At 48.4% G+C, this 21,952-nt stretch carries 15 protein-coding genes and 1 pseudogene; 14 read left to right on the top strand and 2 right to left on the bottom strand.

Annotation, left to right across the window (positions count from 1 at the left end; genetic code table 11):
• Positions 1-103 precede the first annotated feature (103 nt).
• Positions 104-2,128, top strand: a complete 2,025-nt coding sequence (locus SATMO3_RS24655) for a methyl-accepting chemotaxis protein (RefSeq protein ID WP_371372654.1) — start codon at positions 104-106, stop codon at positions 2,126-2,128.
• Positions 2,129-2,396: 268 nt separating this feature from the next.
• On the opposite strand, the gene SATMO3_RS24650 is transcribed toward SATMO3_RS24655, so the two are convergent.
• Positions 2,397-3,092 carry a response regulator transcription factor gene (locus tag SATMO3_RS24650; RefSeq protein WP_371372652.1) on the bottom strand — a complete coding sequence of 232 codons (696 nt, stop codon included), beginning with the start codon at positions 3,090-3,092 and terminating at the stop codon, positions 2,397-2,399.
• 46 nt (positions 3,093-3,138) lie between these two features.
• Entirely contained in the window at positions 3,139-4,803 is a 1,665-nt protein-coding gene (locus SATMO3_RS24645; RefSeq protein ID WP_371372650.1) for an ATP-binding protein, read from the bottom strand.
• Positions 4,804-5,498: 695 nt separating this feature from the next.
• Between SATMO3_RS24645 and SATMO3_RS24640 the strand changes: the two genes are divergently transcribed.
• From SATMO3_RS24640 to allD, 13 genes and pseudogenes are all read left to right on the top strand, one after another.
• Positions 5,499-5,684 carry a hypothetical protein gene (locus SATMO3_RS24640; protein WP_371372648.1) on the top strand — a complete coding sequence of 62 codons (186 nt, stop codon included), beginning with the start codon at positions 5,499-5,501 and terminating at the stop codon, positions 5,682-5,684.
• A 57-nt stretch (positions 5,685-5,741) separates the two neighbouring features.
• Positions 5,742-7,688, top strand: coding sequence for an anaerobic carbon-monoxide dehydrogenase catalytic subunit (gene cooS / locus SATMO3_RS24635; RefSeq protein WP_371372646.1), 1,947 nt, complete (start codon positions 5,742-5,744; stop codon positions 7,686-7,688).
• 183 nt (positions 7,689-7,871) lie between these two features.
• Positions 7,872-8,582, top strand: coding sequence for a 2-phosphosulfolactate phosphatase (locus SATMO3_RS24630; RefSeq protein WP_371372644.1), 711 nt, complete (start codon positions 7,872-7,874; stop codon positions 8,580-8,582).
• A gap of 39 nt (positions 8,583-8,621) precedes the next feature.
• Positions 8,622-9,368 (top strand): class I SAM-dependent methyltransferase, encoded by a 747-nt coding sequence (locus tag SATMO3_RS24625; RefSeq protein WP_371372642.1) that lies wholly within the window; start codon positions 8,622-8,624, stop codon positions 9,366-9,368.
• Positions 9,369-9,497: 129 nt separating this feature from the next.
• On the top strand, positions 9,498-10,727 hold the full coding sequence (locus SATMO3_RS24620) for a pyridoxal phosphate-dependent aminotransferase (RefSeq protein ID WP_371372640.1): 1,230 nt from the start codon (positions 9,498-9,500) through the stop codon (positions 10,725-10,727).
• A gap of 780 nt (positions 10,728-11,507) precedes the next feature.
• Positions 11,508-12,743 carry an allantoate deiminase gene (allC, locus tag SATMO3_RS24615; RefSeq protein WP_371372638.1) on the top strand — a complete coding sequence of 412 codons (1,236 nt, stop codon included), beginning with the start codon at positions 11,508-11,510 and terminating at the stop codon, positions 12,741-12,743.
• 74 nt (positions 12,744-12,817) lie between these two features.
• Positions 12,818-14,176 (top strand): allantoinase AllB, encoded by a 1,359-nt coding sequence (gene allB, locus SATMO3_RS24610; RefSeq protein WP_371372636.1) that lies wholly within the window; start codon positions 12,818-12,820, stop codon positions 14,174-14,176.
• Between the two features lie 19 nt (positions 14,177-14,195).
• Entirely contained in the window at positions 14,196-15,548 is a 1,353-nt protein-coding gene (gene allB / locus SATMO3_RS24605) for an allantoinase AllB (protein ID WP_371372634.1), read from the top strand.
• Between the two features lie 56 nt (positions 15,549-15,604).
• A pseudogene (locus tag SATMO3_RS24600) lies at positions 15,605-17,035 on the top strand (NCS1 family transporter).
• A gap of 162 nt (positions 17,036-17,197) precedes the next feature.
• Positions 17,198-18,790 carry an L-lactate permease gene (locus SATMO3_RS24595; protein WP_371372632.1) on the top strand — a complete coding sequence of 531 codons (1,593 nt, stop codon included), beginning with the start codon at positions 17,198-17,200 and terminating at the stop codon, positions 18,788-18,790.
• Positions 18,791-18,795: 5 nt separating this feature from the next.
• A complete protein-coding gene (locus tag SATMO3_RS24590) occupies positions 18,796-18,954 on the top strand; it encodes a hypothetical protein (protein WP_371372630.1) in 159 nt (52 codons plus the stop codon).
• 378 nt (positions 18,955-19,332) lie between these two features.
• Positions 19,333-20,565: an alanine--glyoxylate aminotransferase family protein gene (locus SATMO3_RS24585; RefSeq protein WP_371372628.1), complete on the top strand. Its 1,233-nt coding sequence runs from the start codon at positions 19,333-19,335 to the stop codon at positions 20,563-20,565.
• Positions 20,566-20,864: 299 nt separating this feature from the next.
• Positions 20,865-21,944: an ureidoglycolate dehydrogenase gene (allD, locus tag SATMO3_RS24580; protein ID WP_371372626.1), complete on the top strand. Its 1,080-nt coding sequence runs from the start codon at positions 20,865-20,867 to the stop codon at positions 21,942-21,944.
• Positions 21,945-21,952: the final 8 nt, after the last annotated feature.

Below are 21,952 nucleotides of genomic sequence, written 5' to 3'. Positions count from 1 at the left end.
GATAACTTTCGCCTGAAGAGGCAGGGCGGCACCGGCTTGCCCTTTTGCTCCGGGCGAGGTGAAAGCCGTGTTTTTTAATTTGATGAGGGGGAGGTCTTAGCAAATGATGAATGTAGTATCATACCGGACAAAACTCATACTGTTTATTATGCCGGTAGTTGTCGCCGGTTTGGTGGCGATTAGTGCGGCTGCGTACATCGAAATAAACAATTTGATTGAAGATGAATTAAGCAAGAGTATGTTAACAACGACAGAACAAACGGCAGGCACCATTAATACCTGGCTTGAGGCGCATATTTTGGAACCGGAGACCATTGCGGCAACTCCGGCCGCAAAAGCCATCAACACTGACTTTGGCGTAACCGACGCCCAGAACATCAGCCGGTATAAATTCCTGCATGAAAAATATCCGGATGTATTCCAGGATATCTATGCAGCCAACCGTCAGGGGGATTATCATACCGTACAAAAGAACGGCAATGACTTCTCTTTTTTTATTGGCAATGTAAGTACCCGGGACTATTTTAAAACCATTATGTCCGGGGGTCCGGCCCAGATAACACCGCCCATGATTTCCAAGACTACCGGTTTGCCGACCATCTTTATGGTGGCGCCCATTAAAGATGACAGCAATGTTGTGCAGGGAATAATCGGTGCGGGGATATCCCTGCAATATGTGCAGCAGGTTGCCGGCAGCCTGACGTTTGGCCAAACAGGCTATGGCATCATGGTAGCCAAGGATGGCACTTATATTCAGCACCCTGACAAGAGCCTGGTCATGCAAAAGAAAATCACCGAATTAGAGGACCCGACCAGCCGGGAACTGGGGCGGCTGATGCTGGCAGGCAAACCAGGAGTTTTCCGTTATACCTTTGAGGGTGTTAAAAAGATAGCTTTCTACCAGCCTATTGCAGTCACCGGCTGGGCCGTGGCCACTGTCGTCAATGAAAACGAATTTTTTGCGCCTGCCGCCAAGATTGCCAAAGTTCTGGCAGCTGTAAGCATTGTTGTGCTGGCTGTAGTTATGATCGTTATCTGGTTTGCCGCCAAGCGCCTGACGCAGCCGCTGCGGGAACTGGTAACCTACTCCCAGCGGGTTGCGCAAGGTGACCTGACAAAGAGTGCGCTTAAAGCGGCGACTAACGATGAGATTGGCGCGCTGACAACGGCTTTCAACCATATGACGGAAAATCTCCGGAACTTAGTCCGGGATATCGCCCAGATGACTGAACAGGTGGCGGCTGCCTCGGAGGAACTGCTGGCCAGCGCCGATGAATCGGCCCAGGCGACAAATCAGGTTGCTGCTACCATTAGTGAGGTGGCGGACGGTTCCGAGCAACAGGTAAACGCAGTAAATCAGACGGCGGGCATTGTTCAGGAGCTATCCGCGGCTATTGAACAAATAGCGGCCAATGCCGGTTCGATGGCTAATATGGCTGATAAAACGGCCAGGGCGGCTAATACGGGTGGCCAGGCGGCTGAATCCGCCATTACGCAAATGGCCAATGTGGATAAAACAGTGGCTAACTCCGCGCAAGTAGTTGCCAAACTGGGCGAGAGTTCTAAGGAAATTGGCTTGATTGTAGATACTATCGCCGGTATCGCCGGGCAGACCAATCTGTTAGCCTTAAACGCGGCTATCGAGGCTGCAAGGGCCGGTGAACAAGGACGCGGCTTTGCTGTTGTTGCGGAAGAAGTCCGCAAACTGGCGGAGCAGTCCCAGGATGCCGCCAAACAAATTGCCGGCCTGATCAACGAAATACAGGTAGATACCAGTACCGCGGTAGTGGCGATGAATGACGGCACCCGGGAAGTCAAACACGGGACCGAGGTGGTGAATTCGGCCGGGCAAGCTTTCCGGGATATAGTAACACTCATTGACAGTGTGTCAAATCAGGTACGGGAAATCTCTGCGGCCATTCAGTCGATGGCAGGGGGGAGTAAGCAAATAGTAGCCTCGGTGGAAGGAATCGGTATTATCAGCAAAGAAACAGCCGCCCAGGCTCAGTCAGTGTCTGCGGCTACCGAGGAACAGTCTGCGTCTATGGAAGAGATTGCCGCCTCCAGCCAGGGGCTGGCCGAACTGGCGCAGAAACTGCAAAAGGCCGTGAGTAAATTCAGCGTGTAATACAATCAGTCACAACGCTGAGATGTATGGCCTGAAAACGGCGGTATACCGCCGGCAATAAAAAGAGTCCGGAACCTGTCTTAGGTTCCGGACTCTTTTTATGCAGGACCGCTATGCAAAATCAGGCTTCATCCTGTAACTAACCCGCACTAAGACTCCTGCTTCTATAAGCGGGAGATAAGTGCGGCTAAGTTCCTGGATAAGGGCGACTAAACTTCAGGTGGGGTTAAAACTCCATCTAAAGTTTAGTCGCCCTTATTGGTACCTATCACTCATACAGGCAAAATTTATAGCCCACACCCCGCAGGGTCTGAATAAACGAGCCCTGCGCAGCGTCGCTTTTTAGTTTATCGCGCAGCCGGCTGATGAGTACGGTAACGGTGTCCTCATTGCCGACATAGTCGTTCTGCCAGATTTGGTAGAGCAGCTGCTTACGGGTAAAAACTTTGTTGGGATGCTTAACCATAAACCACAGGATGTCAAACTCTTTGGCGGTAAGTTCAACCGGCTGTCCGTCCAGGCAGACCTCCCGGGCGGCGGGATTGATGCTTAAGCCGCTATAGCAGTAGGCCGGGCCGTCGCTCACGGCCGGCTTATGCTCCTTTCTGGTGCGGCGGAGGATGGCCTTGACCCGGAGGCATAGTTCCACCGGGCTGAAAGGTTTGGTCAGGTAATCGTCCACACCCAGGTTGAAGCCCAGAATCTTGTCGACTTCCTGATTTCTTACCGACAGAATGATGATGGGCACAGACGAGGTTTCCCTGATGGTCCGACAGACCTGAAAACCGTCCACACGCGGCAGCGCCAGGTCCAGGATAACCAGGTCATAGTCCTGGCGCTGAAATTGTTCAATGGCCTGCTGCCCGTCGATAGCTGTAGCCACCTCATAGCCTTCGCGCGACAGGCTGTGTTCGATAATCCGCAGAATTTTCGGCTCATCGTCGACAACTAATACCGTAGGCATTCCAATCACCCTCTCTCTCTGAAATACGAGCGGTGTTTTAACTGTATCAGCTTTTTTGCGGGATTTGCTGTACCGGCAGGGTGAAGCGGAAAGTACTTCCCTGCCCCGGGGCACTATCCACCCAAATAGCGCCGCCGTGCAATTCGATCAGCTGCCTGGTGATGGCCAGGCCCAGGCCTGTCCCGCCATATTCCTTGGCTGTGCCGGAATCGGCCTGGTAAAACGTATCAAAAATGAGCGCAAGCTCATGGGGTGCCATACCTTTGCCGGTATCCCGCACCGACACCAGCAAGGTGTCCCCGGCTGCCTGATAGCTGACAGTCAGGTGAATCCTGCCGCCGGCCGATGTAAACTTAATGGCATTGGACAATAAGTTCATTAAAATCTGTTTTACTTTATTTTTATCGGCCTGGATGACCGGCAGTTCCGCCGGCACCTCCATAGTGAGGGTCAGGCCGGCGCGAGCGGTCAGCGGCTGGAAAATCCGCTCCAGCACGGCGGTAATCTCGGCAATCTCAAACACTACCGGGTGCAACTGCAATTTGCCTTTTTCCACCTTGGACAAATCCAGGATATCCCTGATTAAATCCAGCAGGTGATGGGCGCTTTGATAGATATCATAGACATATTCGGTGACTTCGTCATTTTCCGTGCCATATTCCAGAATGATTTCGGCATAAGCCATCATGGCGGTTAGCGGTGTCTGCAGCTCGTGACTCATGGTAGCGATAAACTCGGATTTAACCTCACTGGCCGCAGCCAGCTTTTTATTTATCTTCTGCAATTGACGCTGATGATCCTGCAGGGCCTGGTAAGCCGCCGCCAGTTCTCCGGTGCGCTCTGTTACTTTGGTTTCCAGATTGTCATGCAATTCCTTAAGGTTTTGGGCCATCGCCCGGAAGCTGTCATACAGCGTCTGCATTTCAAGGTTTTCCATGGCGCGCCGGTCACTTACCGCCAGATCGCCCAGGCCGATTTTCCGGACCAGTGCCGTCATGTGTTCCAGCGGCCGCACAAAGCTCTTACGGATCATAAAATAGATAACTGATGTCAGTGTCAGCCAGAGGGTAAAGATGGCCAATAAACGACCGGTAAGCATATTACGGTAATTTTGCTCCATGGGTGCCAGCGGGGCAATGATGCTGATGGCGCCGGCAAAGTCCCCCAATTTATGCCCTTCCCTGGGAAAGCCGGCAATATCCGGTTTTCCCGCCGGCTCGCCATGGCAGGAAAGGCAGCTGTTGTCATAGTATAACGGCCGCATATAGCGAAAAACGTTCTGTTCGTTGACGGTATCCACGGCCCATTCCTCCTCAAGGCTTTTGTTAGCGGCTAACTTTTGCAGCATTTCCCGCTCAAACGGGTCGGGGGCATTCTGGGGATTGCGCACCGTCAGGTTGGTTTGTTTAAAGGTGTACCCCATAGTGCCGTTAAACCGTTCCGATATGCCGCGAATAGCGACAGAAGGGTTGAGGCTTTTGAAATGAATGGAGCCGTCCTGGTCCTTGTTGATGAGATCCTGGTTCTGGGCGATGAAGTCCCGGGTAGACATCAGGGAGGTCGTGAGCACGGCCGTGCTCTTACGCAGATCCTCCAATGCCTGCCGGCGCTGCATGTAGCTGTCCCAGCCCAGATACAGCAGCATTAATAGCGATATCGTTGTCGTCAGCAGCAACATAATCTGGGTATTAAGACGCATGCGGTTGAGCATTTTTCCGGCCACCTTTGAATTCTTCCCTGATTAAAACGAAAGCCTTTTCCGGAATTGCCCGGAAAAAGCTTTTTGCCGTCTGAATACATATGAAATCCAATAAAGATTTTTCCGGGCAGGGCGTTACTTACCAATATGTATCATAATGCCCATATCTTAGCAAAGGCCTGGTAAATAGTCAATAGTAATTTCATGGCCGGCGCTGCTTGCCGGCTGGTGTGAACGCGCTGTAATCTTTCTGTAAGCTTTCGTTTATTTTACTGTAAGTTTTGGTAAGGGTAGGTTAAGCAGACTGTTAGTAAAATTTAAGCATTGCTGCAGTGTTTGTTACAGTTGGGGAAATTTGCCTGCAAGATAGTTTGTGTATAATTTAACTAACTCCAATATACCTCCTATCCCGGGTGTGATGGTATAGGCGAGTAATATCTAAAGGGAGGAATAACTACAGCGCTTTTTCACAGCATGCCGCTTGTTCATTCCTATGTTCATTATTAAGGCTCACTTGCTGCCCGATATGTGTACGAGCCGCCACTTACAGCGTGCTGTTTGCTTTACAGGGGGCAATCAGCATAAACAGGGTCATTATGAGGATTTTAATATTCCAGACTGAAGAAACCGTCAAATATGTTTTTACAATTTTGGTAAATCAAATATGCGAAGGTGTGTGCCGATCGGAGTCGGCAGGCGGCCAGCATATGGGGTTGTACCGTATTTTACCAGTTGGTAACAGCGTCATAGCTGGCAAGGTACTGCCGATCGGAGCCGGCAGTACCTTGCTGTATAGCGCTGTATGCCAGGCAGTAATTATTGCAGCACAGTACATAGATTTGGTACGCCCAGGGTTTAAAACTGTCTTTGGATGGTGCTTGGAAGATAGATAACTAACGGCTAGCCAGGGAATATGGCTGGTCAATGATGAATATACGGGGGTATAGAAAATGTCCGACTTTGAAAAATATACAATCGACATTGCCGCTCATCCCATGCTGGAAAGAGCAAAAGAGCTGGGGTTCCTGACTACATTTGACCGGGCCAAAGCACAAGAGCCGCGTTGTAACTTCGGTAACACGGGTATTTGCTGCCGGATATGCATACAGGGACCCTGCCGCATACTGCCCAAAAAACCGGGCGCCAATAAGGGCATCTGCGGCGCCGCCGATTACACTATCGTTGCCAGGAATACCGTCCGGCTTATTGCCGGCGGGGCAGCCGCCCATTCCGATCATGGGCGCCACATTGCCGAAACCCTGCTGCATGTAGCCGAAGGCAAGCTGAAAGACTACCGGGTTACCGATGTTGACAAACTGATGACTGTGGCCCAAAAAATCGGCGTAGCTACGGAAGGACGGGACGTCAATGCGATTGCCAGGGATGTGGCCCAGGCCGCCCTGGATGAGTTCGGACGGGTATCGGAATACCCGAAGCTGACCTGGATTACCAACACGGTCACCGAAGGCCGGCTGAAAAAGTTTAATGAAACCACCATTATGCCAAGCGGCATTAATCTCAGCCTGGCCGGTTTATTGCATCAAACCCATGTCGGTAACGACGCCGATCCCATCAATCTGATCTTTACCGGCTTGAAAGCGGCCTTGTGTGATTATGACGGCATGCACCTGGCCACCGATCTGTCCGATATCCTGTTTGGTACCGGCGTACCGGTTGTTACCGAAGCCAATCTGGGGTCAATTAAAGCCGATAAAGTCAACATTGCCCTGCATGGCCATAATCCTTTGCTGAGCCAGATGGTGGTGGCGGCAGCCAAAGAAATGCAGGCGGAAGCCAAAGCCGCCGGTGCGGCGGGTATCAATCTGGTCGGCATCTGCTGCACCGGTAATGAAGTGCTAATGCGGGAAGGCGTAGCCATTGCCACTAACTTTGCCACCCAGGAGCTGGCCATCCTGACCGGCGCCATGGATGCCATGGTTGTCGATGTTCAGTGCATTATGCCGAGTCTGCGTTCGCTGGCCGAATGCTTCCACACCAAAATTGTCACCACCATGCCGATCATGAAAATCCCCGGTTCCTATCACTATGCCTTTGACGAGTATAACGCGCTGGACAGCGCGAAAAATATAATCCGCCTGGCCATTAATGCCTATAAGGAACGGGACGCCTCCCGGGTCAGCATCCCGCAAATCAAACATACCGTTGTGGCCGGGTTCAGTCTGGAGTCCCTGATGAGCATCTTTAAAAACATTAATCCCGATAACCCGATCCGGGTCATCACCGATGCCATTAAGGCCGGCGAGATTAAAGGGGTGGCTCTCTTTGCCGGGTGCAATAACCTGAAAGGCCAGCATGATAATAACCATACGGAAATTGCCAAAGGACTGGCCCGAAACGACGTGTTCCTGGTCGCTACCGGCTGCGCCGCCCAGGCGTTCGCCAAAGAAGGGTTGCTGAATGGCGAAGGCGTAGCCAAATATGCCGGCGAAGGACTGAAGAAATTTATTGGCCGCCTCAATGAAAAGTCCGGCCTGACAGCCGATCTGCCGCTGATCTTCCACATGGGCTCTTGTGTCGACAACAGCCGGTCCAATGATTTCCAAACCATGATTGCCAATGAAATGGGTGTGGATGTTTCGGATATTCCTTATGTCGCCACGGCGCCGGAAGCCATGAGCGAGAAGTCGGTGGCTATCGGCTCTTACCATGTAGCCATGGGGACACCCACTCATGTTGGCGTTATTCCGCCGCTTACCGGCAGCAGCCTGGTCCATGAGGTTGTTACTAAAATTGCGGAAGATGTGTTTGGCGGCTTCTTTATTTTTGAAGCGGATCCGCACAAAGCCGTTAACCGGCTGGTCGAAGTGCTGGAGGAACGCACCTGGAAACTGGCTATGCGCGCCAAAGCCGCCCAGGCCTTGGCTGAGCAGCAGTAACAGGCATAGCTGATATTGGCGTTGAACAGGCCCTGACTGTATCCCGTCAGTCAGGGCGTGGCTCAACGCCTTTTTCTCTTTGCCGGCAAAGGGATTGCAGACTTTATTGCCGAATGGGAATAATACACACTAATTGCAGGTTGTACATAACAACTATTGCGCAAGGATAGGAAGGTAACAAGCATGAAAATTGACGTCAGATTCCTGCCGGCTGAGGTACAGACACCGGATCTTTCAGATACAGTCTGCATCGTGCTGGACATATTCCGGGCCACAACCAGTATTGTGACGGCCATGAATAATGGCTGCCAAACCATCATCCCCGTGCTTGACATCGAGGAGGCCAGAAGGGTGGCAGCGGAGACAAAAGCGCCGCTCTTGGCCGGAGAGCGGCAGTCAATTAAGATCGAGGGCTTTGATTTTGGCAACTCGCCCCTGGAGTTTACCGCTGGCAAGGTACAGGACCGAACCATAATTATGACTACTACCAATGGCACCATTGCCGTTAAATCGACCGAAGGCGCGTACCGGACACTGATCGGCGCCTTTATCAATGCCCGCGCTGTTTGCCGGCAGGCCGGGGAATATCAGAAAGATATCCTCATTGTTTGCGCCGGCACCGACCGGCTTTTTTCGCTGGAAGATGCGCTGTGCGCCGGACTGCTGGTTGATCGCCTGCAGGGCCTGGCCGGTGTAGAACTGACTGATGCGGCGCTGGGAACCTTGGCGATGTATCAGGGTGCGCAGGCTTCACTTATTGAAGTTGCCGGCGCCGGCAGAAACGGCCGCAGGCTGTATGATCTGGATAGTGCGCATGATGTCAGGTATTGCCTGCAAGTCGACAGTGTGGCTGTTGTCCCGGAGTATTGTGAAGGCAGGATTGCATTATTGTAAATTCTATACACCAAGGGTGTGAACAGGAGGAAAATATCATTGCATATCCATAGGGAACATGATGTAAATATACATAAAGCTTCTGTTTCCTTTGACTCCTATGAACAGATGGCCGGATATTATTCGGACGAAGTGGATACCAAGCCTTTTAACGCCTATTATGAACGGCCGGCCACCTTATCCCTGCTGCCGAATGTCCGCGGCAGGAAGGTGCTGGATGCCGGCTGCGCCGCCGGGTGGTACAGCCAGTGGCTGATCGGGCATGGCGCGGATGTAGTGGCCGTCGACTTTAGTCCCAATATGATCGCCATGGCTAAAAAGCGCCTTGGCGGCAAAGCTGCCGTTATCAGGGCTGATCTGAATGAACCGCTTAGTTTTCTGGCCGGTAAGTCGTTCGACATTGTACTATCCTCGCTGACCCTCCATTATATAAGAGACTGGCAGCCGGTAATGAACGAGTTCGCCAGAATACTGAAACCGGCCGGACACTTGATCTTTTCCGTGCACCACCCGTTTATGGAGTTTACCTATTTTAACTGCGAGAATTACTTTGTAACAGAACTGCTGGACGATGAATGGGAAACCAACCGGGGCAAAGTCAAGGTTCAGTTTTATCGCCGGCCGCTGGCGCAGATCATTGCTCCAGTCATTTCGGCCGGCTTTAGGATTGAAACTTTGCTGGAGCCGACGCCGACTGAAAAATTTAGAGAACTGCATCCGCAAGTATTTGAGAAATTAACCCGCAGGCCGCATTTCCTGGTTTTACGGGCCGGCTTAAGCGAATAAAACAAAAAAATGTCTCTCTATGTCGTACAATTGCCTATTGTCACAAATATAAAATTGATGTACTATGTATACAGGAAGAAATACAGCAATGTTGCCGTTGGTTATTGTCGTCAGGGGGAATAGAGATTTATGCTGAGCTTTGCGGCTTCACATGCCAAAGAAAAAAGTGCTGCGGATAAAATATTTGATACTGTTATTGCTGCCAATAAGGCCATTGCGCAATATGGCCGGGATAAAGTGGTCAATGCTGCGCCGGGAACCTATTTGAATGATAACGGCCAGATCGGTTTTTTACCGACTGTTGAAAAAATCTACCGTAATTTGCCGGCCAGTGAGATTGTAAGCTATGCGTCGATTGCCGGTGTTCCTGAATATCTGGAGGCTGTTACGGAAAGTGTTTTCCGGCAGTTTAAACCGGAAGCCTACACAAAAACAATTGCTACTGTCGGCGGCACCGGTGCTTTACACAATATAGTCAATAACTATTCGGAAGTAGGCGATACGGTTCTAACAACCGATTGGTGCTGGGGGCCTTACCGGTCTGTATGTGAGGATCTGCAGCGCAATTTCGCCACATTTCCTATGTTTGCTGCTAATGGCTTGTTCAATCTAGCTGACCTTAGTACTAAAATTAATGAAATTCTTGCCGGGCAGGACCGGGTGGTGCTTATCTTAAATACGCCGGCCCATAATCCGACAGGTTACAGTTTAACGGAAGACGAATGGGATGCCGTCCTGGCCATGCTAAAGGATTGTACCGCCGGGGGACTGAAAAAGGTTATTTTGGTGATCGATATCGCCTATATTGATTATGCGGGCGAAGCAAGCCGGCAGTTTCTGCAAAAATTGTCGGCGTTGCCTGATCATGTACTGGCTGTCCTTGCTTTCAGCATGTCGAAGGGGTATACGCTGTATGGCCAGCGGGCCGGCGCCATGATTGGCGTCTCCCGCTTTCAGGAAGTCATGCGGGAGTTTGATAATATTAACCAGTATTCCTGCCGGGCAACCTGGTCCAATGTCAACCGGGCTGCTATGCGAGCACTGGCAACTATTTTTAAAGACGCGGCCCTGGTGGAACAAGTAGACCGGGAACGGCAACAATATGTGCAGAAAATCAGTGAACGGGCGGGCATTTTTACGGCTGAGGCCCAGGCAGTTGGACTCAGGATGTATCCTTACAAAGCCGGGTTTTTCCTGACAATACCGTGCGCCAATCCCGAACAGGCATGCCGGAGCCTTACCAATGATCTGATTTTTGCCGTAGCCCTTTCCAAAGGGGTACGCCTGTCGGTTTGCGCCATTCCCACAGTACAGATTCACGGCTTAGCCGGTAAAGTGGCTGCCGCTATTGAAAAATAAAGATTTCTGAAACCAATTGAGGGTGAACGTGAACGGAATTAGCAAATTCAAACAAGAAGTAAACAGAGCAAGACCTGAGTACTACCAGTCACATCAGGTTTTGTTCTTTTTTATATATGTTTACCGGTACGATTTACGTAAAAAGCCCGAGACCTATGAAAGTTTTCTTTTATAGGCTCCCGGGCTTCATTTTTTGGAGTGAAAATATGAGAGTGTTAATTGTATAAATTTTTGTATGAAAGGGATAAAAATACACGATATTTTTACCCGCAACTGCCAACAGATTTACATCCAACATGAGAGTATTCAATAGACAAATATTGTTTTCCGGCTTTATCATACTCCCGAATCATTACTGTAGCACTTGCGAGCAAATAAGTTTAACCCAAAAAATATAAGAGGGAAAATACGAATGATTAGTGCTAACTAAAAATATATGCAATGTGCACAGTTGCTGCATGTTTATTTAAAAATTATGCACTGGTCGAAAAATGAAAAAATTCAGTACAATTAATTTGAGCTAACAAGTTAACGGAGTTGTCTTAGAATAAAAAACACAAAGGTGTAACTAAAATTCATTGGTGGTAAAGAAACAGCCCCGGGAAAAATTCCGAAGATTTTATAAATAGTTGTTCTTATTATAATTTATTAGGAGACAACCCTGAACAATGATGTAGAAGTACAATTGAAGGGGGCGGATATTATACTTTTTCGCCGCAATAGGATACGGTGTAGGTATAGAGTTAGCATTCGCAATTACAGTTATGACGGAGGGACGCTATGAGTACATTTGACTTTGGACAGGAAACCGAGAAACTCTTAAAATGGTTAGGCGAATATGGTAAAGACCCAAACGGTGGAGTCTCTCGTTTTCTTTATAAGCCAGAGTGGGTGGAAGCGCAAAAGGCCTTAGAGAAATACATGCAGCAAGCGGGTTTGCTTGTGCAATATGATGACGTCGGAAATTTGTTTGGACGGTTAGAAGGATCAACATATAAAGATGAGACCATTCTAACAGGTTCACATGTAGATACAGTAAAAAACGGTGGTTTATATGACGGTCAATTTGGCATAATTGCGGGGATTATCGCTCTGGAATTTCTGAAAAAAGAGTTTGGCCAACCGTTGCGTAACGTTGAAGTGGTTTCGATGGCCGAGGAAGAGGGAAGCCGATTTCCGTATGTCTACTGGGGTGTAAAGAACATTCTCGGTATTGCCAAGCGGGAAGATGTAGAAGACATGATTGATTTTGACGGTATACCCTTCACTGAGGCTATGCGTAAGGCGGGCTTTCGCTTCCGGCCGGAGGGCAGTATAGTGCGAAACGATATAAAAGCCTTTCTGGAAATTCATGTTGAGCAAGGGGGCGTGTTGGAGGCTGAGAAAAAATCAGTTGGGGTTGTACAGCATATTGTCGGCCAGCGGCGTTTTACCGTGGAACTTACCGGTGAAGCCAACCATGCCGGTACAACACCAATGGGTTATCGTAAAGACGCACTCAAAGCAGCCAGCCGCATTATCTGCACTATTATGGATTTGGCTGAACACTACGGTGATCCGCTGGTGGCTACGGTTGGCAAATTGGAAACTACGCCTAATATAGTAAACGTTGTTCCGGGTAAGGTTTTATTTACACTTGATATCCGTCATACCCATAAAGATGTTCTGGTTAGCTTTAGTGATGAAGTGACTGCTAAAATGAGCGAAATTGCAACAAAGGCCGGGGTTGGGATTGATATCGATATGTGGATGGATGCTGCCCCGGTTCCTATGGATACAGGCATCGTCGATGTGCTAAAAAGACAATGCGAAAAAAATGGCTTGAGCTATAAAATGATGCATAGTGGGGCGGGACATGATTCCCAGGTTATGGCTCCGAGAATACCGACTGCCATGTTGTTTGTGCCAAGTCATAAAGGACTCAGTCATTCGCCGTTGGAATATACCAATCCCCGCGACTTGGGAGAAGGAGTAAAGGCTCTCATGGGAGCGCTGTATGAATTGGCTTATAAATAAAAGGAGCGGGCAGAGCTAACGTATACCCTCTGTCACGGGACAGATCAAGATATTAGCAAGGGGGAGGTCTTACAGTGTTTAGTCTGGTTATTAAAAACGGCAGGGTTGTAACCTCAGACAGAGTTTTGGCAGCAAGTATTTGTATTAATGAAGGCAGGATTGCAGCAATAGTTGAGCCGGGTGCTATTGTTGAGGCCGAAAAAGTTATTGATGCTAAAGGAAACTACGTTTTCCCAGGTGCAATTGACAGCCACGCCCACCTTAACGATCCCGGCTACAACTGGCGCGAGGATTATGCTCATGGTACGGCTGCGGCCGGAGTTGGGGGCTTTACCACGATTGTTGATATGCCCCTGCAGAACGAACCTGCGTTGACTGACGGAAAAATCTTTGCAAAAAAGTTAGCGCATGTTGCTCCCAATGCTTATGTGGACTATTGCTTCTGGGGAGGGCTGGTTGATTACAACTTAGGTAGTCTCGAGGAACTTGACGAAAAAGGTTGTGTTGCCTTTAAGTCATTTATCGGTCCTGTTTCTCCCGATTATGTGTCTCTTACTATCGGACAAGCCAAAGAAGCTATGGAAATCTTGAGAAGTGTGGGTGCCCGTGCCGGTTTCCACTGCGAAGATTACTCCATAATCAAATGGGAAGAGGCCAGAGCCAAGCGTAAGGAAAAGAACGACTGGCAGGATTTCCTCGATTCCAGACCGGTAATTGCCGAAATTGTGGCAACTAAAAACATTATCGACCTGGCCCGGGAACTTGATGCCAAAGTTCATATCTGTCACGTCAGCCATCCCAAAGTAGCAAAGATCATACGGGATGCCCAGCTTGACGGTGTGGATGTTACCGGTGAAACCTGCGGACATTACCTCGCATTTACCGATCAGGCTGTAATTAAGAACGGCAGTTTATTCAAATGTGCACCGCCATTAAGGGAAGCTCAGGCTGTCGAGGAACTGTGGGAGTACGTAAGCAACGGAACATTAAGCTGCGTTGGTTCAGACCACTCACCCTGCGAGCTCAGTGAAAAAAGTGAAGCAGCTCACGGTGTCTTTGGTGCCTGGGGCGGCATCAGCGGTATCCAGAATACAATGCAGGTAGTCTTCAGCGAAGGGGTCAAAAAGAGAGGCTACTGTCCGACAATCCTGGCAAGATCAATGAGCGAAGGGCCGGCAAAAGCCTTCGGGATATATGGCAAAAAGGGTGCAATTGCAGTAGGCTTTGATGCCGACCTTGTTATTCTCGATCCGGAAAAAGAATGGGAAATTACCCCGGAATCCCTATACTATGTTAATAAAATTTCCGCCTTTGTAGGTTTAAAAGGTGTGGGATTACCTGTTTGCACACTAGTCAGGGGACAGGTTGTAGCAGAAAACGGCAAGCTGGTCGGGCAGCAAGGCTTTGGTGAGTTCGTAGGCAAAATAAAATAAATAAGGAGGGAATTTTATTTTGAGCAAGCGTTATGACGTAATCATTCGCAATGGGATGCTGGTTTGTCCTGATGGCGTAAAGCAGGCAGATATCGCTGTTTGTGACGAAATAATTGTGGAAATTGCCGCTGAAATAACTGGCGAGGCGAAAGAAACAATTGATGCGACAGGCAAGCACGTATTTCCTGGGCTAACAGACGGTCACGTGCATTTTAATGATCCAGGCCGAACAGAATGGGAAACGATCACTACCGGCAGCGCTGCCTTGGCAGCCGGGGGCGGCGTGGCCTACTTTGATATGCCGCTTAACTCCAGTCCATGTACACTTGATGCCAAAAACTTTAAGGCTAAACTGGCGGTGGCGCAAAGGGACTCGTTGGTTGATTACGCTTTTTGGGGCGGCTTTACCCCGAAGAACCTGGATAAACTGGAAGAATTGGCTGAGTGCGGTGTAATCGGGTTTAAAGCGTTTTCCTGCTTCAGCGGCATTGACGAATTTGAAAGAGCGGATGATTACACGGCACTTGTGGGTATGGAAAAGCTAGCCAAGTTGGGATTACCACTGATGGTTCATTGTGAAAATGCTGAAATCACAAGAGATCTGACATCACTGGCCTTGGCAAACAATAAGACGACAGTGCGGGATTATTTTGCAGCCCGGCCGCCGATTACCGAAATCGAAAACGTTTCCCGAATGATAGCCTTCGCTGAGGAGACTGGCTGCCAATTAATCATTGCTCACATCAGTACTGCCATGGCAGTTGAGCTAGTTAGCCAAGCCAGAAGCAGAGGTGTTGATGTTTGCTGCGAAACAATTGGTCATTATTTAATTCTTACCGATGATGATGTTGAACGGCTGGGAACGGTAGCCAAATGCTCGCCGCCTATTCGTGATGCGAACAATCAAACCAGGATGTGGGCCAAACTACTGAATGGCGAAATTGCTTTTGTATCCTCCGACCATTCGCCCTGTGATCCAAAACTGAAGAACGGAGAATTTTTAAAGGTTTGGGGCGGAATATCAGCTTGCCAAACGACATTATCAGGGATGCTGACACATGCCTACCATGACCGCAAAGTTCCGCTTGCCGATATCGCTAGACTGACTGCGCAAAATGTAAACGAAATATTTAAGATTCAAGGCAAGGGTAAAATTGCGGTAGGCTATGATGCCGACTTTGCTCTGGTAGACTTGGATCAAGCCTTTTCCTTAGAAGCTGAAAATCTATTCTATCTGCACAAAGTCAGCCCGTATGTAGGTGACCGCTTCCGTGGTGCGGTAACTCAGACAATTCTCAGGGGCACAACTCTATTTAAGGATGGCAAGATTGTTTCCAAGCCTATAGGCAAGCATTTGAGACCTAGTAGCTAAATCGATTGTTCCCAGTAGCAGCGGGAATAAATGAGAGGGAAGGTGTGACTTTGCAAATGAGGGAAAATTTGGAAAACAACGACACTAAAACGGCGGAGTTTCAACACGGCGCAGGAGTGGATGAATCCCTCATCCCCAAATCTGCCACAGCCAGGACAGTAGGTCCAATTGATTACATGTTTATGTGGTTAGGTGATGGTGTTAACCTAGGCAATATGACGCTGGGATCAAGCTTGGTTGTCGCCGGTGTCGCAACCCTAAACATCTTTCAGACCTTTGTAGCAGCAATTATTGCCATTGGTATCATCTCAGCCGTCTTTTCATTAAATGACAGACTGGGCTATCGAACAGGGATACCCTATGTTGTACAGCTCAGAATGTCCTTCGGTATAAAAGGCTGTGTTGTTTCTTCCTTGTTGCGCGGGATTCCGGCTATCATCTGGTACGGTTTCCAAAGCTGGATTGGTGGCACGGCCTTAAATGAGATTGGCAAAATTGTCACGGGCGGCAGCTTCGATAATATTTTTGCCTGCTTTGTGGTGCTGCAGGTGGTACAGATAATTCTTTCTCTCTATGGTTTTCATGCCATTAAATGGGTTGAATCAGTTATATCCACTGTTATACTGCTGGCCCTTCTGTATGTGTTTGTCGTTCTGCTCAATTCCCACAGTGCAGTTATTGCTGAAAAATGGGTGCATGCCAAAGGTACCTGGGGTCTGCCGTTTTTTGCCTTCATCATGATGTTTATGGGTAACTAAGCAGCAATCTTTTTGAGCGCGGCAGACTATTCAAGAGAATTAAAAACCGGAATTAGTGACGGCAAACGCGGAATGTTATACTTTTTCCCAATAGTATTAGCCTATGGATCCGTACTGTGTATCGGGGCAATGCTTGCTTCAACAACCGGCATATCTAACCCGGTAAAAGCGTTTGCGATAGTCGTTAATAACGATTATATTACCTTATTCGTATCGGCGTTTATTGTTATGGGTGCTGTTGCCGTAAATATGGTTGCTAATATTATTCCGCCAACCTACGTAATAACCTTAATTACAAAATTGAAATATAAAGTAGCTGTTACCATATCGGGCTTACTTGCTTTAGGTGCATGTCCCTGGGTGCTTGTGCAAGATTCCTCGGCCGAGGGGCTCGGCTTGTTCATCCTGATTTACTCAGCCTTTTTAGGACCGATTGTTTCCATCTTGTTACTTGAATATTATGTTTTAAGAAGACAGCAGGTAGATACTGACGATTTGTACAAGGAAGACGGTCAGTTTGCCGGCTATAATCCTTGCGCGATTATCGCCATGTTGATCGGTGCCGGTGCCGCTTTTATGAAAGTAGAGCTGGCCTGGATTATCGGTTTTGTGGTAGCGGGCATCTCCTACTATCTGCTAATGAAGTATACGTATCAGGATTCCAAATTCAAAAAAGGTACAATATTTGAGGCAAAGAATGTAGACCGAGTGACACACGCTAACCTGTAAAACATCATTCGCAATAACGCTTTCCTCAAATAGTAACCAGAATACGAGGCAACATCCCGTTGCCGCAGAATGATCGAGAGTCAGTTGTAAAGGCACCGCAGGTTGCTTGGAAAAAGCATTGGTGGCATTTGCTAAAACGTTAAAAGATTAGGAGGGGGCACTATGTCGATAAATATAGGACAGTGGTTTGCTACCCTGGTGCCGATACTTGTGTTACTAGTACTGTTGCTTCGCTGTAAATGGGGTGGCGATGAGGCGGCATTGGCCGGACTGTTGTTCTCCATACTCATCGCCTATTTCGTTTTTGGCGGCGGGATAGATATGATTGCTTTGGCTGTTGCTAAGGGAATGTGGTACTCGCTATCTATTATTTTGGTGGTATTTCCCGCGTTGATTATCTATGAAGTTTCGCGGGAATCCGGGGCTTTTGCCGTAATTCGTGCGGGGATGCAGCGTTTTACGCCTGACAAGGTCCTGCAAGTTCTGGCTGTTGGCTGGATTTTTGTCGGCTTTCTCCAGGGAATTACTGGTTTCGGCGTTCCGGTAGTTGTAGGCGCACCGCTGTTAATCGGCATGGGTGTGAAGCCGTTAACAGCGGTACTCATTACTTTGCTGGGCCAGGCCTGGGGTAATACATTCGGGACGTTAGGGTTAGCTTGGGATGGGTTAATTAGTCAGGTGGACATTAGTGACTCGTTGACTATGAACAGAGCAATTATCTGGACTACCGCGATGTTAGGTATTGTCAATCTCATAGCCGGACTGCTGATAGCCGGCTTGGCCGGCGGTTCCCGTGGTGTTAGACGTAACGCAGTTACTGTAATCCTGTTAGGAGTATTGCAGGGTGCAGGACAAATGGGGATGGCATTACTAAATCCTATGCTGTGCAACTTCGTTGTTGTCTCATTATCGCTGGGACTGATTTTTGTCATCGGCAGACTGGATTACTATCGCCAGCCGGTGGAACTATTTGATCCGGCTGAAGAAAAGGCGGAAAATACGGCAGTCGGCAGTAAAATGAATATTCAGCAGGCGTTCATGCCGTATTTGTTTTTGATTGTAATTGCCGTTGTTGTGTTACTGAACAACAGTATCAAGGACTATCTCGGACAATGGAAGCTTTCATTAGCCTTTGCCGGCAAAACGACAGCGTTAGGCTTTGAAACCCATAGCTATTCAGCCTATGCACCGCTTGCGCCGCTTATTCATTCCGGAGCATTTCTGTTATTGGCTGCTATCATCGGCTATATATGTTATACGCGGTGGGGCTATATACAAGCAGGCGGTATAACGCGCATTCTGAAAAACTCGCTCAACAAGACAATACCTTCTGCCATTGCTGTAATTGGGTTGACTGCTATGTCTAAGGTTATGGATGAAACAGGACAGACAACGGTGCTGGCTCAGGGAGTCGCCGCAGTGACAGGCGGCATCTATCCGCTGCTTTCTCCGTTTATCGGGCTGTTAGGTACCTTTATGACCAGCAGCAATCTATCGTCTAATATATTATTCGGCGGCTTTCAGCAAAAAGTGGCCCTGATGCTGCAGATCGATAAGGTTCCTTTGTTAGCGGCTCAGACTGTCGGCGGTGCTATTGGCAGTATTATTGCGCCCAGCAAGATATTGTTAGGGACAGCAACTGCCGGGATTTTGGGACAGGAAGGCGTTGTTATCAGTAAGGTCTTAGTGGGAGCACTGCTGCTTTGCGCGATATTTGGCGCAGTCATTTTTGTCTCATATCAATTCGGGTGGTGAGAAAAATGCAACAGCTAGTGGCATTATCGCCGGTATTTATCCTTTTGTCTTTTCCCTTATTATACTTTGGCGGTCATTCAAGCAGTGGTGCCGGATCCGCAATGGGGATACTGGTTTTGCTCCTGGGAATGTCGGGGCCGCTTATTAAACGCATAAGCAAATAAGGAATGCAGGGTAGCAGGCGATAACTCGGTTAAAGAGACCTAATAGTGTAAAAGGTATCAATAGGTATGTAGTATACAAGAAAACAGGATGTGACGCAAAGTTATGTCCTGTTTCTTCGCATTAACTGTCTGTTTATCCTGTAACTAACCCGCACTAAGACTCCGGCTTCTATAAGCGGGAGATAAGTGCGGCTAAGTTCCTGGATAAGGGCGATTAAACTTCAGGTGGGGTTAAAACCCCATCTGAAGCTAAGTCTACTTTATTGACGGACTTGGTGGCATATGGTAAATTGATAATATTTATTAATAGAAGTTATATTTGATAACAGGTTGGCCATAGTGCTGCTAATACCTGAGTAGTAAAAGGAGGCACAGAACATGTATAAAGACTTGAATACCTCACTGCGCACCCTAATGACACCGGGTCCGGTTGAAGCCGAGCCGCGAGTGTTAAGAGCGATGTGCACTCCCATTTTGGGACAGTTTGATCCGGAGTTTACCGCAATTATGAATGAAACTATGGCGATGATCAGGGCTGTGTTTCAGACTGAAAATCACTGGGCTTTTCCGATAGACGGTACTTCCCGGGCCGGAATAGAAGCAGTTCTCGGCAGTATTATCGAGCCTGGGGACAAAGTGCTTGTTCCGATTTATGGCCGCTTTGGCCAACTGCTTACCGAAATAGCCGAACGCTATGGTGCAAATGTAAGCAATATTGAGACCGTTTGGGGACAGGTGTTTAGTCCGCAAACAGTTATCGAAGAAATCAAAAAGGCAAAACCTAAGATTGTAGCAATGGTGCATGGTGAAACATCAACCGGCTGTATGCAGCCACTCCGGGAGATTGGAGAGGCCTGCCGGGAATTGAATATCCTGTTTGTTGTTGATGCAGTTGCCACAATTGGCGGCACGGCGGTCAAGGTGGACGAATGGAAAATTGATGCAGCTATCGGGGGAACGCAAAAGTGTTTGTCTGTGCCTGCCGGCATGGCGCCAATTACCTTTAACTCACGGGTAGAGGCTTTGCTCCTGGAACGTAAAAAAATTGAGCGGGGTCTGGCGGAACCCAATCAGTGCCAGGACAATCAGCCGCGGATAATTCGCAGTAATTATTTCGATCTTAGTCAACTGATGGATTATTGGAGTCCGGCCCGCTTAAATCATCATACGGAAGCTACCTCTATGCTGTACGCCTTGCGGGAGGGACTGCGGATTGTATTGGAAGAAGGTCTGGAGCAGAGGTTCAACCGGCACGCGCTGCACGAACAGGCGCTTATGCAAGGTTTACTGGCAATGGGTCTGAAGATTTACGGTAATCAGGAGTATAAGTTGCCGGTAGTAACCTCTGTTTTGATACCTGAAGGAATTGATGGTGAAGCCGTCCGCACCATGCTGCTGGGTGATTTTGGTATTGAGATTGCCAGTTCTTTCGGTCCTTTAAAGGGAAAAATCTGGCGGATTGGTACCATGGGATACAGCTGCAGGAAAAAGAATATCCTCCATGTGTTGGGGGCTTTGGAGTCGGTTCTTATCCGCCATGGCGCCCAGATTAACATTGGCCGGGCCGTGCAGGCCGCCCTGGATATTTACGACCATCATAAAAGAAACTAAAAAATAAGTCGTATGAATGATAAGAACCACAGGCCTTAGCTTGGCTTGTGGTTCTTATTGTGCATTATGCACATGAAGCGTTGGTTTTATTCGGCGCTATGCACTGGCAGGTAACGAAATATTCAGAGTAAAATGAAAGTGCAGTAGCAGTACTATTTTGTTTAAACCAGACAAATCATACGGAACGAATTAGCCTGTGTGGCTGATGATACAAAGGGATAAGCAAGGTACAATTAAGCTGAAGGCAAGTGAGCGTCCGAATACAGACGCCAGTAGAATAAAAAGGGGTGTACTTTACTATGAGTCAACAGGAAATGGTCTTAGTAAACAAAGAAGAATTGCATCAGTTAATCAAGAATAAGGTCGTGAAGGCCGGTTTGCCTGAGGATCATGCGCAGGAAGTTGCCAACCACTTAACTTATGCAGATAGCAGAGGCGTACATTCCCATGGAGCTGTACGGGTGGAATATTACTCTGAACGGATATCCAAGGGCGGCAGTAATGTTAAGCCTAATTTCTCTTTCAGAAAAACCGGACCATGCACAGGCATTTACGAAGGAGACAACGCAGTAGGTATGGTTGTTGCCAAAAACGGTATGACTGAAGCCATAAAAATGGCTAAAGAAAACGGCATCGGTTTTGTCGGCATGCGCGAACTTGGTCATTGCGGCACTCTTTCCTATTTCTTAAGAATGGCTACCGATGAAAATATGATCGCAATGTCTATGTGTCAATCCGACCCAATGGTTGTGCCGTATGGTTCCGCTGATCCCTACTTCGGAACAAATCCTATCGGCTTTGCTGCCCCGTGTGCAGGCCGCTCGCCAATCATATTTGATATGGCTACTACAGTAGGCGCCTGGGGAAAAATTCTGGATGCCAGAGCTAAAAACAAGCCAATTCCTGAAACCTGGGCGGTAGACAAGACCGGACATCCCACTACAGATCCCTTTGCTGTTAACGGCCTTGTGGCTATAGCCGGTCCCAAGGGCTATGGCTTGATGATGATGGTCGATATTTTGTGTGGGTCATTGTTGGGAGTCCCGTTTGGCAAGCATGTAACTTCTATGTATGCTGATCTTTCTGCCGGACGTGAACTGGGACAGGTTCATCTGGTAATAAATCCGGAATACTTTGCATCGCTTGAAACATTCAAGACCAATGTGCGTAGCATGGTGGATGAGCTGCATGAGCTGCGCCCGGCTGCTGGTTTTGGCAGTGTGCTGGTTCCGGGTGAATCTTCAGAAAAGAAGGCTCAGGAATATGAACGCAGTGGTATTCCGATTGTAAAAGAAATCTATGATTATCTTGTTAGCGATGACATCCATTACAACCGTTATGAGGGGAAAAGCGCTTTTGCTTCCGACACATTAGATTAGAGAGAATG

Origin of the sequence: Sporomusa aerivorans, assembly GCF_041428895.1 — a bacterium.
In the GTDB taxonomy this organism is placed as follows: domain Bacteria; phylum Bacillota; class Negativicutes; order Sporomusales; family Sporomusaceae; genus Sporomusa; species Sporomusa aerivorans.
Note: the sequence above shows the minus strand (reverse complement) of the source record. Positions and strands in the feature narration are given on the sequence as shown.